The sequence below is a fragment of the Arthrobacter sp. StoSoilB20 genome, from assembly GCF_019977295.1.
GTDB lineage: Bacteria > Actinomycetota > Actinomycetes > Actinomycetales > Micrococcaceae > Arthrobacter > Arthrobacter nicotinovorans_A.
Genome location: NZ_AP024651.1, coordinates 4,053,858 through 4,066,936, shown reverse-complemented (window position 1 = coordinate 4,066,936; position 13,079 = coordinate 4,053,858). Strand labels below are relative to the sequence as shown.

At 63.9% G+C, this 13,079-nt stretch carries 13 protein-coding genes; 1 reads left to right on the top strand and 12 read right to left on the bottom strand.

Annotated elements, in window-relative coordinates:
* Positions 1-156: 156 nt before the first annotated feature.
* The 11 genes from LDN85_RS18465 to LDN85_RS18415 form a co-directional block, all read right to left on the bottom strand.
* Complete coding sequence (locus LDN85_RS18465; RefSeq protein ID WP_223943767.1) at positions 157-576, bottom strand: ATP-binding protein; 420 nt, start codon at positions 574-576, stop codon at positions 157-159.
* Positions 569-901, bottom strand: coding sequence for an STAS domain-containing protein (locus LDN85_RS18460; protein WP_026543495.1), 333 nt, complete (start codon positions 899-901; stop codon positions 569-571). The genes LDN85_RS18465 and LDN85_RS18460 overlap by 8 nt, the downstream gene beginning before the upstream one ends.
* A complete protein-coding gene (locus tag LDN85_RS18455; protein ID WP_223943766.1) occupies positions 891-2,897 on the bottom strand; it encodes a glycosyltransferase family 2 protein in 2,007 nt (668 codons plus the stop codon). Before LDN85_RS18455 ends, LDN85_RS18460 begins: the two co-directional genes overlap by 11 nt.
* Positions 2,898-2,920: 23 nt before the next feature.
* The gene (locus tag LDN85_RS18450) at positions 2,921-4,039 is read right to left on the bottom strand and encodes a SpoIIE family protein phosphatase (RefSeq protein ID WP_223943765.1); all 1,119 of its coding nucleotides are present in this window, start codon (positions 4,037-4,039) and stop codon (positions 2,921-2,923) included.
* Positions 4,040-4,375: 336 nt separating this feature from the next.
* Positions 4,376-4,843, bottom strand: coding sequence for a thioredoxin-dependent thiol peroxidase (bcp, locus tag LDN85_RS18445; RefSeq protein ID WP_026543498.1), 468 nt, complete (start codon positions 4,841-4,843; stop codon positions 4,376-4,378).
* Between the two features lie 97 nt (positions 4,844-4,940).
* The gene (locus LDN85_RS18440) at positions 4,941-5,723 is read right to left on the bottom strand and encodes a winged helix-turn-helix domain-containing protein (protein ID WP_223943764.1); all 783 of its coding nucleotides are present in this window, start codon (positions 5,721-5,723) and stop codon (positions 4,941-4,943) included.
* A gap of 10 nt (positions 5,724-5,733) precedes the next feature.
* Entirely contained in the window at positions 5,734-7,083 is a 1,350-nt protein-coding gene (gene allB / locus LDN85_RS18435) for an allantoinase AllB (RefSeq protein ID WP_026543500.1), read from the bottom strand.
* A complete protein-coding gene (locus tag LDN85_RS18430; RefSeq protein WP_223943763.1) occupies positions 7,076-8,242 on the bottom strand; it encodes a glycerate kinase in 1,167 nt (388 codons plus the stop codon). The genes allB and LDN85_RS18430 overlap by 8 nt, the downstream gene beginning before the upstream one ends.
* A gap of 25 nt (positions 8,243-8,267) precedes the next feature.
* Positions 8,268-10,043 (bottom strand): glyoxylate carboligase, encoded by a 1,776-nt coding sequence (gene gcl, locus LDN85_RS18425; RefSeq protein ID WP_223943762.1) that lies wholly within the window; start codon positions 10,041-10,043, stop codon positions 8,268-8,270.
* Between the two features lie 134 nt (positions 10,044-10,177).
* Positions 10,178-11,056 (bottom strand): 2-hydroxy-3-oxopropionate reductase, encoded by an 879-nt coding sequence (locus LDN85_RS18420; RefSeq protein ID WP_223943761.1) that lies wholly within the window; start codon positions 11,054-11,056, stop codon positions 10,178-10,180.
* Between the two features lie 87 nt (positions 11,057-11,143).
* A complete protein-coding gene (locus tag LDN85_RS18415; RefSeq protein WP_089596273.1) occupies positions 11,144-11,947 on the bottom strand; it encodes a TIM barrel protein in 804 nt (267 codons plus the stop codon).
* Positions 11,948-12,207: 260 nt separating this feature from the next.
* Between LDN85_RS18415 and LDN85_RS18410 the strand changes: the two genes are divergently transcribed.
* Entirely contained in the window at positions 12,208-12,471 is a 264-nt protein-coding gene (locus LDN85_RS18410; protein WP_223943760.1) for a hypothetical protein, read from the top strand.
* Positions 12,472-12,498: 27 nt separating this feature from the next.
* Here the strand turns inward: LDN85_RS18410 and LDN85_RS18405 are convergent, their stop codons facing one another.
* Positions 12,499-13,023: a hypothetical protein gene (locus LDN85_RS18405; RefSeq protein ID WP_223943759.1), complete on the bottom strand. Its 525-nt coding sequence runs from the start codon at positions 13,021-13,023 to the stop codon at positions 12,499-12,501.
* Positions 13,024-13,079 lie beyond the last annotated feature (56 nt).

Below are 13,079 nucleotides of genomic sequence, written 5' to 3'. Positions count from 1 at the left end.
CTCAAGGGTGGGGGATGTGAGTGATGGTTCGGCTCAAGGGTGGGGGATGTGGGAGATGGTTCGGCTCAGGGGTGGGGGGATGTGGGAGAGGGGTGGGCTCAGGGGTGGGGGGATGTGGGAGATGGTTGGGCCCAGGGGTGGGGACGTGGAAGAGGATCAGGTGTTGCGGGTGAGGATCCAGGTGTTTGTGCCGTCCTGGCGCTCGAACGTCACCGTGGTCACCAGAGCCTCGATGAGTGCCAGCCCGCGCCCGGACTCCGCATCCTCGTCCGGCATGGAAGCCTGCATGTCGTTGGCGAAGGGCTCGCGGGCGTTGTAGGCGCTGACCTTCGCGATCAGGCGGGAGGGCCGGACGCTGATGTCGACGTCGATCTCCACGGGCTTCTCCGCCACAGGGAGTGCGTGCTGCACAATGTTCGCTGCTGCCTCAATGACGGCCGTAGCGAAGGTCATCCGATCCATGTCCGGCACAAAGGCGGCATCGTCCCATAAGGCGTCGAGCTCGTTGTGGATGGCCTCGATCGCTTCCTCGTTGGAAGGCCCGTGGAACCCACGCCGGGCGATGACCTCAGTCATCTCCGAATGCCTCTTCGGCAGTGGAGTACGCCGTGAGGACCCGGTCCATGTTGGTCAGTTCCAAGACCATCTTCACCTGGGGTTGAACGCCGGCAATCCGGAGGTCGCCACCTGCCTGGCGGGCTGCTTTGAGGCAACCGATGAGGGCGCCGAGGCCCGAGGAATCCATGAAGTCCGTTTCGGCCAGGTTGACCACAACCCTGCTGGACCCGCCGGCTACAACCTCGTTCACTACCTCGCGGAGTTTGGGCGCTGCCACCATGTTCAGGCGGCCGACGCTCTTCACCTCCGCGTAGGAGTCCTTGACCTCATAGCTAAACTGCATCTGCGTTCCTTTCCTCGGGGCGCTCGGGCCCAACATCCTGGGGGCCGATACCTTCAGGCGCATCGCCTGCAGGTACAAAGCCCTTATACAAAACTGCCTTGACCAGCACGCTCAGGACCACAAGGTCGTAAGCAACCCAGGCGACGTTCACCAAAGTTCCCAAAGGTTCGGAGAGGCCGGTCAACAGCCGGGCAATACCCACCACCAACGCGATGGCCAACAAGACCGCCACAATGATCTGCGGCCGGATCAGGCTCCAACTCGGGCCGCCGCTCTGGCGTGCCTTGGGGGTGACCGCAAACCCGAGGGGGCGTCCGAACCAAACGTTCCGCGCCGCCGTCGTACATGCTTTGATCCAGGTGGGGAACAGCGCGAGGCTGTACTGCTGCCCGCGCCAGGTGGGGATGCCGTGGCCGGCCACCACAAACAGCAGTTGGTTCACCACCATGAACGGGATGAAACGGATGAAGAAGTCGAGGCTGAGGCTGCTCACCGGAAGGATGCCCAGAATCAGGTAAATGATGGGCGCTGCGAAGTACACCACGGCTGCGAAGCCGCTCAGGTAGCTCCACATGGTGGAGAAGTACATGAGCCGCTGGCCCCAGGACATCCGGCGTTGGACCAGCGGGTTTTCGCGCAGGAGGACCTGCATGGTGCCCTGGGCCCAGCGAAGGCGTTGGGTGAGCATGGTTTTGAGGTCTTCGGGTGCCAGGCCGTTGGCGAGGATTTCATGGTGGTACACGCTCTTCCAGCCCAGGCCGTGCAGGCGCATGGACGTGGCCATATCCTCGGTGACGGAGATGGTGGCCAGCGGCATGATTGGCTGTGCTTCGTCGGTGCGTTCCACGGAGATGGCGGACAGGATGGCGTGGACCGATTCCAGCGCACCCAGCGGGGACCAGTCGCGTCCGGACATGCGGTCGACGGCGTCACTCGCCACCGTGGTCACGCCCGACTCTCCGACGTGGGCCAGTTCCATCGCGGCGATTTCTTCGAGGTCGGCCTGCAGCGCGGAGAAGTCGGCGGCCACCAAGGTGCGCACGGCTTCGTCGACTTTGCGGCGGACCCGGTACGTGATCTCGCTGAGGGGTGCCCGGGCCTCGAGTTCCAGTTGGGCGGCGTTGGTGGCGGCCTCTACCTCGTTGAGCATCTGCTCCACCAGGGGGTTTTTGGCTTCGGCCGAGCGCCGTGCTTTCTTGATGGCGGATCGGGAGGCGGCCAGGGCCCGGCGCACGCTGTCCTCGGTGGCTTTGACGTAGCCCACCAGGCCCAGCTGCATGAGGGCTTCCCGGCGGAGGATGGCGTTGGAGCCGCAGAAGAACGCCGCATTCCAGCCGTCCTTGCCCTGTTGGATGGGGCCGTAGAAGAGCGGTGCCTGGCTGCCCAGGGGATCGTCGGCGGGGACGTTGATGAAGTATTGCGGGGTCTGGACCAGCGCTACGCGGTCATCGTTGAAGTAGCCCAGCGTTTTGTCCAGGATGTCCGGCTCGGGGATCTGGTCGGCGTCGAGGATCAGCAGGTATTCGCCCGAGGTGACCATGAGGGCGTTGTTCAGGTTGCCGGCCTTGGCGTGCCGCGGCATGTCCGGCGTCCAGTCCGCGCCACGCGTCACGTAGCCAATCCCGTGCGACTTGGCGAGTTGGCGCATCTCGGGACGATCGCCGTCGTCGAGTATCCAGGTGCTGTGCGGCCAGCGGATGTCCTTGGCGGCCAGTGCCGTGGTCATCACCAGATCCAGCGGCTCGTTGTACGTGGTGATGAAGACGTCCACGGTGGCGTCAGCCGGGGGAGCGGGAGGCGGCTTGCGGATCTTGAGGTTCCACACGGTCAGGCCGAACAGGATCACGTCAATGAGGCTGTACGTTTCGGCGATCACCAACGGAACGGCGATCCACCACGCCTCCCAGTTCAGCGAGGCCATCCAGCGCCACGCCACATAGTTGACGCCCAAAATGACTGTCAGGACAACGAACAGCCGGGTCCAGAAACGTGTCACAATCCCCCCTTTTTTGTGGTTCGTTAGAGTCGGACGTCAGGTTTTCTGCGAACGACGACGGCGGTCACGTCGTCTTCCGCTGTCGCCGCGGGTGCCAACTCAAGAAGGGCAGCGCATACGCCGTCCGAGGTTGCCTCGCTCCGCGCCGACTTTTCCACGTTCCGGATGAAATCTTCGAGGGAAGCGTGGGCGTCCAGCACGCCGTCGCTGACGATCACCAGGGTGTCGCCGGGCTCCATCAACAGCTCAGCGGCGGGCCAGTGCTGTCCTTCGAGGATGCCCACCGGGGGGCCGGCGGAAACCAACCTCTGGACCGCCCCCTCAGCCGGGATGTACAGCGCGAGGCCGTGACCGGCGTCGATGTAGCTGAGCTTTCCGGAAGGGGCGTCCAGCCGTGCATGGAACATGGTGGCGAAGGAACCGGACTGGTCCAGGTCTGTGGTGATGGTGGCGCTGGCCGAGGTGAAGGCGGCGTCGATGGCCGGGGTGTCCGCTACCGACCGCATCACGGCGCGGACTGTGGCTGCGATCAGGGCCGCACCCATGCCTTTGCCCATGGCATCCGCGAACGTCAGGTGCATGCCGTCCCTGGTCTGGTACCAGTCGTAGAAGTCCCCGCCGACGCTGCGGGTCGGGCGGAAGGCGCCGGCGACGTCGTATCCCTCAAGCCGCACTGTTTCCCGGGGCAGGAGGCTCTGTTGCACCACGGCTGCGCGCGCAAGTTCGTCCATCTGGGCGGTGTCTTCGGCAGGAGCGGCAGGTGTGCGGGCCCGGCGGAACAGTGCCCGGATGCGGGCCTGGAGTTCCTTGGGGCTGAAGGGCTTGTTGATGTAATCGTCGGCACCGATGTCCAGGCCGTTCAGGCGGTCGATCTCATCGGCCCTGGCGGTCAGCATCAGGATGTAAGCGTCCGAGAATTCGCGCAGGCGCTTGCACACTTCCATGCCGTCGATGTCCGGGAGGTTCACATCCAGGGTCACCAATTCAGCGTTGGTGTTGCGGACAGCCTCGACGCCGGACAAGCCGTCAGGTGCTTCGGTCACCACAAAGTCGAGCTGCTCGAGGACCAGGACGAGGAGGCCACGGATGTCGGCGTCATCTTCGACGACTACAGCGTGGCGGACGGGCGTGGGAGAGACCATGGCTCCATTAACTAATGCTGCTGGGTATTTGTCACGTTTAGTCACGGTACATGAAACGCCCGCTCATAAAAGTGGGCGGGCGTTACAGGTTTTGTGCAGTTATGTGAGAGAGCGTTGGGCTCAGGCCCGGGGGATGTGAGAGAGGGATTCGCTCAGGCCCGGGGGATGTGGAAGAGCGTTCGGCTCAGGCCCGGGGGATGTGGAAGAGCGTTGGGCTCAGGCCCGGGGATGTGGAAGAGCGTTGGGCTCAGGCCCGGGGGATGTGAGAGAGGGATTCGCTCAGGCCCGGGGGATGTGGAAGAGGGTTCGGCTCAGGCCCGGGGATGTGCGAGAGGGTTAGACGCCCAGCTCTTCCTTCAGCGCCTGGACGTGGCCCTGCGCGCTGACCTGGTACTGCGTGAGCTTCACGGTGCCTTCGCCGTCCAGGACAACGGTGGAGCGCACCAGGCCTTCCACGATTTCGCCGTCAACCAGCTTCTCGCCCCAGGCGCCGTAGGCGAGGGCGACCTTGTGGTCTTCGTCGGAGAGCAGCGGGAAGGTCAGCGCAAATTCACCGGTGAACTTGGAGAGTGCTTCCGGGGCGTCCGGGGAGATCCCGATGACCTCGTAGCCCTTGCCCTGCAGGCTGGCGAGGTTGTCGCGGAAATCGCAGGCTTCGGTGGTGCAGCCGGGGGTGGCTGCCTTCGGGTAGAAGTACACAATGACGTTGCGTCCGCGGTAGTCGGACAGCGAGACCTTGGTGCCGTCGGCGTCGAGAAGCGCGAAATCAGGTGCTTGCGTTCCGACGAGGAGTTTCTGGGTCATGGCGATCCTTTACGTTTCACCGGCAAACAGCCGGCCTTCATTTCAAACAACAGCGGTCAAGCAAATTGCGGGGCGTTGATCTTTTACAACAGCGAATCTAGATGCTGTATTCCGCAGGTCCGCGCACTGTGGCATAAGGGCCTGGCACGAACTGGTAGCCGCCACCACGGACGGTGGCGACGGTGTGACGGGCGGAGCCTAGCTTCCGCCGCACCCTTCCAACATAAACGTCGATCGAGCGAAATGCAGCGCCGGGGAGGTCAAATGACTCCAAAAAACGTTGCAATTCTTCACGGCTGATGGCCCGTGAGCAGTTAACCACGAGGTAGCGCAGCAGCTTGTATTCCATGCCAGTAAAGGAAACTGGCTCGCCGTCCAGCAGCACTACTTCAGCGGCGAGGTCCACCGCAAGTTGACTGCGGCGGCTGGCCAACGTTACGGGCTCGACGGCGGTGCTGCCGCCCTCTTCGGTGCTGTCGCCGCCGTCGGAAACGGCTTCCGCACGCGTCACCGAACGCGCCTCCGCGAGGGCATCGGCCAGCGAGAGAGAGCCGTTGGTACCGGCGTCGGCGGCTTCCTGCGGAGTGCCGCCCCAGGAAGTGTCGCCGACGCCGGAGTGCTCTGCCCCGGTGGCGGGCCAGATGCGGACTTCCGCCTCCGGGGCAAGTTTCATGGCGCGGGCCAGCACAAGGCGTGCTGCCCGCTCCCAGACTGCGGGATCGATCTCGTCGCCCTCGGCCGGGTTGACCCAGAGGGCCAGCCCGTGGGCGGTGAGGCCGTTCCGGTCATTAACGCTGCGGGGGTTCGGGCCGCGTCCCGTGAAAGATCCGCGTGCTGCGGGCCCTCGCGACGGCGGCGGCCCGTAGGCATTGACTGCCATGACGGTTGACCTAAACGTTGCCGCGGCGGAGCAGCTTGCCGCCGGGGTTCTGGCCGTCGATCGGGGTGCCGCGCAGGTAGGTCTTGCGGACGACGCCGGCCAGCGGACGGCCGTCGTACGGCGTGATCGGGTTCTTGTGCTTGAGCTTGGTGACGTCCACAACGAACGCTTCGTCCGGGGCGAAGATGGAGAAGTCGGCGTCGTAGCCAAGTGCGAGCTGGCCCTTGTTGTGCAGGCGGGCCAGGGCGGCGGGCTTCTCAGCCATCCAGGAAACCACCTGTTCCAGCGGGATGCCGCGGTGGCGGGCTTCGGTCCAGATCAGGGACAGGCCCAGCTGGAGCGAGGAAACGCCGCCCCAAGCTACTGCGAAGTCGCCGTTCTCCAGGTCCTTCAGATCCAGTGTGGAGGGGGAGTGGTCCGAGACGATGCAGTCGATGGTGCCCTCCTGCAGGCCCTTCCAGAGGAGCTCGCGGTTGGAGGCCTCGCGGATGGGCGGGCAGCACTTGTAGGCCGTGGCGCCGTCGGGGATTTCTTCGGCCATGAGCGTCAGGTAGTGCGGGCAGGTCTCAACGGTGAGGTTGACGCCGTCGCGCTTCGCTGACGCGATCATAGGCAGTGCGTCCGAGGAGGAGAGGTGCAGGATGTGGGCGCGGGCGCCGGTCCAGCGGGCACGTTCGATGACCTCGGCGATTGCCTTGTTCTCGGCGCCGCGGGGGCGGGAGGCGAGGAAGGTTTCGTAGTGGTCGCCGCCGGGGTGCGGGGCGCGGTCAATGGCGTGGGAGTCCTCAGCGTGGACGATCATGAGGGAGTCGAAGGACTTGAGCTCAGCCATGTCCTCTTCCATCTCGTCCGCGTCCAGGTGCGGGAATTCGTCCACGCCGGAGTGCAGGAGGAAGCACTTGAAGCCGAAAACGCCTTCGTCGTGCAGCGGGCGGAGGTCGCTCTTGTTGCCCGGGATGGCACCGCCCCAGAATCCGACGTCGACAAAAGCCTGGTCCTTGGCGACCACGCGCTTCTGCTCCAGACCGTCCACGCTGGTGGTGGGCGGGATGCTGTTCAGCGGCATGTCGATGATGGTGGTCACGCCACCGGCGGCTGCGGCGCGTGTGGCGGAGGCGAAGCCTTCCCACTCGGTGCGGCCGGGCTCGTTGACGTGGACGTGGGTGTCCACCAGGCCGGGGATGAGGGTTTCGTCGTCTGCGAGTTCAATGACCTCGTTGCCCGTCAGGCCGTTGCCCAGGGGTTCGATGGCGACGATGATGCCGTCGCGGATGCCAACTTCGCGTGCTGCGAGGCCGGCGGTGGTCAGGATGCGCTGGCCCCGGATAACGAGGTCATAGGCGCCGATTGCTTCAGACATTGAGGTACTCCTTATTTTCGGTCCGTTCCGCCAGGTACACGCCTATGTGCTTACCTAATTGTTCAAGCAACGGACCTGCTTCAGCGATACATTTTTGGACATCTTTTTCCAGATCGGTCAGTGCGTGGACCGTGTGGAAGCCGGCATCCGTGAGTTGTTCCCGGCTCAGGGTACTCCGGCCGCACACTGCGATCACGGGAACCCCGTTCCGTTGTGCCGCCCGCGAGACACCCATGGGGGTCTTGCCGAGCAGGCTTTGCTCGTCCAGGCTGCCTTCTCCGGTGATCACCAGGTCGGCGCCCTTCAGGCGTTCTTCGAGTTCAGTGAATTCAAGCACGACGTCGATGCCCGGCCGCCGCTCTGCCTTCAGCGCTGCGATGGCAATGTAGCCGACACCGCCTGCCGCTCCTGCGCCTTCTGCCTTGGCGGCGTACTTGGCGTGCTGCCCGGTGGTTGCTGCGAGCACGTCCACGAAGTGGCTTGCTGCCGCGTCGAGTTCGGCGACGTCGTCCGGCGTCGCGCCCTTCTGCGGACCGAAGATGGCTGGGGCTCCGCTGGCCCCCAAAAGGGGATTGTCGACGTCGGACGCCAACACGAACTCCGTTGCCTCAACGCGGACGTCGAAGTTGGAGAAGTCGATGGTCTCGATTTCGGCGAGAGCTGCACCGCCGCCGGGGAGCTCGTTGCCGTCCTTATCCAGGAACACGGTGCCGAGGCCCTGCAGGACGCCTGCACCGGCGTCGGTGTTGGCGCTTCCACCCACACCCAGGATGATCTTGCGGCAGCCGAGGTCCAGTGCGGCGCGGATGAGTTCGCCCGTGCCGATGCTGGTTGCCGTCTTGGCTGTTTCAGACGTGGGGCCGTCCGGCAGGAGGGCGAGACCGGAAGCCGCCGCCATTTCGATGACAGCTTCCTGGTCCCGCACTGCGAAGTCTGCCTTCACCGGCTCGCCGAGCGGGCCGGTGACGGTGGTGGTCCGGCGGCTGAAGCCGGAGCCGATGGCGGCGTCGATGGTTCCTTCGCCGCCGTCGGCCACCGGAATGCGTGTTGCCTCAATGCCTTTGCCAAACCCCGCCTGCAGGCCTGTTGCCAGGTGCTTGGCGACGTCGGGCGCGGACAGCGAGCCCTTGAATTTGTCCGGGGCGATGACAACACGCATTCCGGTGCCTCCTTTCAGTATTTCTTTAAGCCTTGGTCAGGATCGCGGTCGGAGCGTCCGCCGCGGTTTCTGCCAGCTCTTCGAACTCGTTCACGCCGTTGATCTCAACGCCCATGGAGATGTTGGTGATCTTTTCCAGGATCACTTCAACCACCACGGGAACCTTGAACTCGCCCATGAGTGCCTTGGCCTTGTCGAAAGCGGCAGGCAGATCATTGGGGTCCTCAACACGGATGGCCTTGCAGCCCAAGCCTTCGGCAACCTTGATGTGGTCAACGCCGTAGCCGTTGGTCTCCGGGGAGTTGATGTTCTCGAAGGCCAGGGAAACGTTCTGCTCCATGTTGAAGCCGCGCTGGCTCTGACGGATCAGGCCCAGGTAGCTGTTGTTCACCACAACGTGGATGTACGGCAGGTTGAACTGTGCGCCAACGGCCAGTTCTTCAATCATGAACTGGAAGTCGTAGTCACCGGACAGGGCAACAACGGTGGCGTCCGGCGTTCCACGAACTACGCCCAATGCAGCGGGAGCGGTCCAGCCCAGCGGGCCGGCCTGGCCTGCGTTGATCCACTTGCGGGCACCGAAGACGTGCAGCATCTGTGCGCCGGCGATCTGCGACAGACCAATGGTGGACACGTAGGTGGTGTCGCGGCCGAAGGCCTTGTTCATCTCCTGGTACACGCGCTGCGGCTTGATGGGCACGTTGTTGAAGTTGGTCTTGCGGTGCAGGGAGCCCTTGCGCTCCTGGCACTCGGCAACCCAACCCGAGTAGTCCGGCAGGGTCTTAGCGGCCTGGCGTTCGCGGGCCAGCTCCAACAGACCGTCCAGCGCCGCACCGGCGTCGGACGCAATGCCCAAGTCCGGGGAGAAAACGCGACCGATCTGCGTCGGCTCAATGTCGATGTGCACGAACTTACGGCCGGCCGTGTAGGTGTCCAGGCCGCCGGTGTGGCGGTTGGCCCAACGGTTGCCGATGCCGATCACGAAGTCGCTCTGCAGGAACGTCTCGTTGCCATAGCGGTGCGAGGTCTGCAGGCCAACCATGCCGGCCATCAGCTGGTGGTCGTCCGGGATGGTGCCCCAGCCCATCAGGGTGGGGATAACCGGAACGTTGAGGATCTCGGCCAGCTCAACCAGCTGAGCCGAAGCGCCGGCGTTGATGATCCCGCCACCGGCAACGATCAGCGGGTGCTTGGCAGCGGTCAGCAGGTCCAAAGCCTTTTCCAGCTGCTTGCGGGAAGCCTTGGGCTTCTCCACCGGCAGGGGCTCGTAGGCGTCGATGTCGAACTCGATCTCGGCCATCTGAACGTCGATGGGCAGGTCCAGCAGGACCGGGCCCGGACGACCCGAGCGCATCAGCTGGAAAGCCTTCTGGAACGCGCCGGGAACCTGGCCCGGCTCCAGGATGGTCATGGCGAACTTGGTCAACGGCTTGGCGATGGACTCGATGTCCACAGCCTGGAAGTCTTCCTTGTGCAGTTTGGCAACCGGTGCCTGGCCGGTGATGCAGAGCATGGGGATGGAATCAGCCTGGGCTGCGTACAGTCCGGTGATCATGTCCGTGCCTGCGGGGCCCGAGGTGCCGATGCAGATGCCGATGTTGCCATCAGCTGCGCGGCTGTAGCCGTCGGCCATGTGGCTGGCGCCTTCAACGTGGCGGGCCAGCGTGTGGCGGATACCGCCGTGGGCACGCATTGCTGAGTAGAAGGGGTTGATCGCTGCGCCGGGCAGACCGAAAGCTTCGGTTGCGCCTTCCTTTTCCAGGATGGCTACGGCCGCATCAACGGTGCGCATCTTTGCCATGGTGTACTCCTTGTTTTTTGCCCTTGCGGGCGAAGTCTGTGGTGTTTTTGGGTGTGGTGAGGGAGCCGCCGTCGTTTAAGTACGACGGCGGGTTCCCTGCTTTTGTTGCTTAGTTGCCTCTTGGGCGGCTGAGGTTAGCTGCGGCCGCTGAGCTGGAGGACCTGCTTGAAGAGGCCCGAGTGGTCGAGGCCGCCGTCGCCCTGGTTGACGGTTGCGGCGACGAGCTGGGCGACAACTGCGCCGAGCGGGACAGCGACGTTGGCTTCGCGGGCCGCGGAGGTGACGATGCCGAGGTCCTTGTGGTGGAGGGCCAGGCGGAAGCCGGGGTCGAAGTTGCGGTCCAGCATCTTCTGACCCTTCTGCTCGAGGACCTTGGAGCCGGCCAAGCCGCCGCCGAGGACCTTCAGTGCTGCGTCGGTGTCTACGCCGTAGGCCTCAAGGAAGGCGATGGCCTCGCCAAGGACCTGAATGTTCACGGCCACGATCAGCTGGTTGGCTGCCTTGACGGTCTGGCCGGAGCCGGACGGGCCGACGTGGACGATGGTCTTGCCCACTGCGTTGAGGACATCCTGCGCTGCCTCGAAGTCTGCAGCTTCGCCACCGACCATGATGGACAGGACGGCGTCGATTGCGCCCTGTTCGCCACCGGATACCGGTGCGTCGAGGGGGCGGATGCCTGCTGCTACGGCGTCGTCCGAGAGGCGCTTGGCGACGTCCGGGCGGATGCTGGATGCGTCGATCCAGAGGGTGCCCTTCTTCGCGTTGGCGAAGACGCCGTCCTTGCCGCTGACTACGCCCTCAACATCGGGGGAGTCCGGGACCATGGTGATGACGACGTCGGCGTCCTTGACTGCGTCAGCGATGCTGGTGGCACCCTGGCCGCCCTCGGAGACGAGCTTGTCGATCTTGTCCTGGCTGCGGTTGAAACCGGTGACCGTGTGGCCGGCCTTGACGAGGTTGATGGCCATGGGGAGGCCCATGATTCCGAGTCCGATGACTGCAACGTTGCTCATTGTGGTTCTCTTTCTGAAAGTCTTTGTTTTAACTCGAGCGGGCTATTTGGTGAGCGCCGCCGCTGTGGTGGGTGCCGCCGTCGTGAGTCAGTTGGCGTTGGCGCGCTGGCGGATGGCCCAGCTGAAAGCCGATTCCTGCGGTTCCTTGTATTCGAGGCCGATGTAGCCGTCGTAGCCGAGTTCGCGGCTGCGGGCGATCCATTCGCCGAGGGGGAGGGTGCCGGTTCCGGGAGCGCCGCGGCCGGGGTTGTCGGCGATCTGGATGTGGCCGAAGTCCTTGGCGTGGTTCTCGATGACAGATTCGACGTCGTCGCCGTTGACTGCCAGGTGGTAGAAGTCGGCGAGGAGCTTGATGTTCTGTGCGCCGGATTCTGCCTTGACGCGGGCGATGACCTTGAGCGCGTCTTCGGCGGTGAGGAGCGGGTACTTGGGTGCGCCGCTGACCGGTTCGAGGAGGACGGTGCCGCCGATGCGGGCGACGCCTTCTGCTGCTGCGGCGAGGTTCTTGGCGGCGAGTTCGTCCTGCTCTTCAGGGGTGAACTCGTCCTGGCGGTTGCCGTAGAGGGCGTTGAAGGCCTTGCAGCCCAGGCGCTCACCGATGCCGGCGACCACGTCGATGTTGTCCTTGAACTCGGAGCAACGTCCCTTCCAGGAAACCAGGCCGCGGTCGCCGCCGGGCATGTTGCCGGCATTGAAGTTCAGGCCCGTGAGCTGAACGCCGGCGTCCTTGATGGCGGTTTCGAATTCGGTTACTTGTGCGTCGGTGGGGACGGAGGTTTCGAAGGGCCACCAGAACTCGACGGCGTCAAAACCGGCTGCCTTCGCGGCGGCGGGGCGCTCGAGCAAGGGCAGCTCCGTCAGGAGGATGGAGCAGTTCACTGTGTACGTCATCGTAGGTCCTTCCGAGGAGGGGCTTGGATCTATCTTCCGGGTTGCTTGGCTGTTGCCTTGATCTTTGGCTTAAATTTCCGCTTTGTGGAATTTAGATTCTGCTTTATGAAAAGTTTAGGGAAGGAGGGGGTGGGAGTCAAGGGGGCGACGAGTCTCACGGGAAGGGTCCGCGAAAGAGGTGCATGCCTCCTTTAGAAACGGCTTGCGAAAATCACAGCCTGTTCCGGGCGCGGCGGTGACGATGAGGGATGGACCTGTCGATGGCAACTCGTAGGGAAATCTCGACAAAGTACGCAGCCGATTATGCGAGGTCATCGAAGAACGCCACGGGGTTGGTTTTGGATGAACTGGTCGCCGTCACGGGTTGGTCCAGGGCCAATGCCCGGCGGGCGCTTTCGACTGCGCGCAAGCGCAAGGGCCCTGCGAGGGTGGCGGTACGGAAGCCTCGGGGACGAACCTATGGCTATGACACGCTTAAAGTCTTGATCGGTGTGTGGCGGCTGGCAGGAATGCCCTCGGGCTAATATCTGGTCGCGACCATGGACCTGTGGCTACCCAAGCTCGAAGCGTCTGGTGAACTCGACAGCAAGCGGCTGACACCGCCCGTCTGCGTGCAGCTGATGCGGGTCTCCGGGGCCACGATAAACCGGCAATCCGTGTTCCAAATCTTCGATGCGGCCAGGGAAGAAGACGCCGAGGATAGTGAACACCTGGAGCCTCCTGACCGGGGTAAGTAAGACGCAGCCCGCCGCTCCACCAACAACCCTCATTACACCGACGCCGCCTACGTCACGGAAATGTACGTAATGCAGCGCTACCTGCGCCCGGACCTTCTCCAGGTAGCCGGGATCAAGGACTTCAACACCTGGGCCGCGACCTTCGCCCAAGTCGTTGAAGAAATGGAACTCTCCGTAGCCGGCGGTGACCGGTTCAAACTCAAGAGCCGGTTCGCGAAGTTCCAAAACGTCCCCGAACTGCTGAAGATGTTCAACACCTTCGCCGACGTCAAAACCGCCGAAGACCTCAAACCGCCCATCCCCACACTCGCCCCACCGGACGGAGGCGGGCTCATACAACCAAACATGCTGGTCGTGGACCCAGCCCGGAACTGCGTGACTACATTCAGGACATC

Coding starts and splice junctions, on each gene's coding strand:
- LDN85_RS18465 (WP_223943767.1), bottom strand. CDS start 576: ATGACTGAGGTCATCGCCCGGCGTGGGTTCCACGGGCCTTCCAACGAG.
- LDN85_RS18460 (WP_026543495.1), bottom strand. CDS start 901: ATGCAGTTTAGCTATGAGGTCAAGGACTCCTACGCGGAGGTGAAGAGC.
- LDN85_RS18450 (WP_223943765.1), bottom strand. CDS start 4,039: ATGGTCTCTCCCACGCCCGTCCGCCACGCTGTAGTCGTCGAAGATGAC.
- bcp (WP_026543498.1), bottom strand. CDS start 4,843: ATGACCCAGAAACTCCTCGTCGGAACGCAAGCACCTGATTTCGCGCTT.
- LDN85_RS18440 (WP_223943764.1), bottom strand. CDS start 5,723: ATGGCAGTCAATGCCTACGGGCCGCCGCCGTCGCGAGGGCCCGCAGCA.
- allB (WP_026543500.1), bottom strand. CDS start 7,083: ATGTCTGAAGCAATCGGCGCCTATGACCTCGTTATCCGGGGCCAGCGC.
- LDN85_RS18430 (WP_223943763.1), bottom strand. CDS start 8,242: ATGCGTGTTGTCATCGCCCCGGACAAATTCAAGGGCTCGCTGTCCGCG.
- gcl (WP_223943762.1), bottom strand. CDS start 10,043: ATGGCAAAGATGCGCACCGTTGATGCGGCCGTAGCCATCCTGGAAAAG.
- LDN85_RS18420 (WP_223943761.1), bottom strand. CDS start 11,056: ATGAGCAACGTTGCAGTCATCGGACTCGGAATCATGGGCCTCCCCATG.
- LDN85_RS18415 (WP_089596273.1), bottom strand. CDS start 11,947: ATGACGTACACAGTGAACTGCTCCATCCTCCTGACGGAGCTGCCCTTG.
- LDN85_RS18410 (WP_223943760.1), top strand. CDS start 12,208: ATGGCAACTCGTAGGGAAATCTCGACAAAGTACGCAGCCGATTATGCG.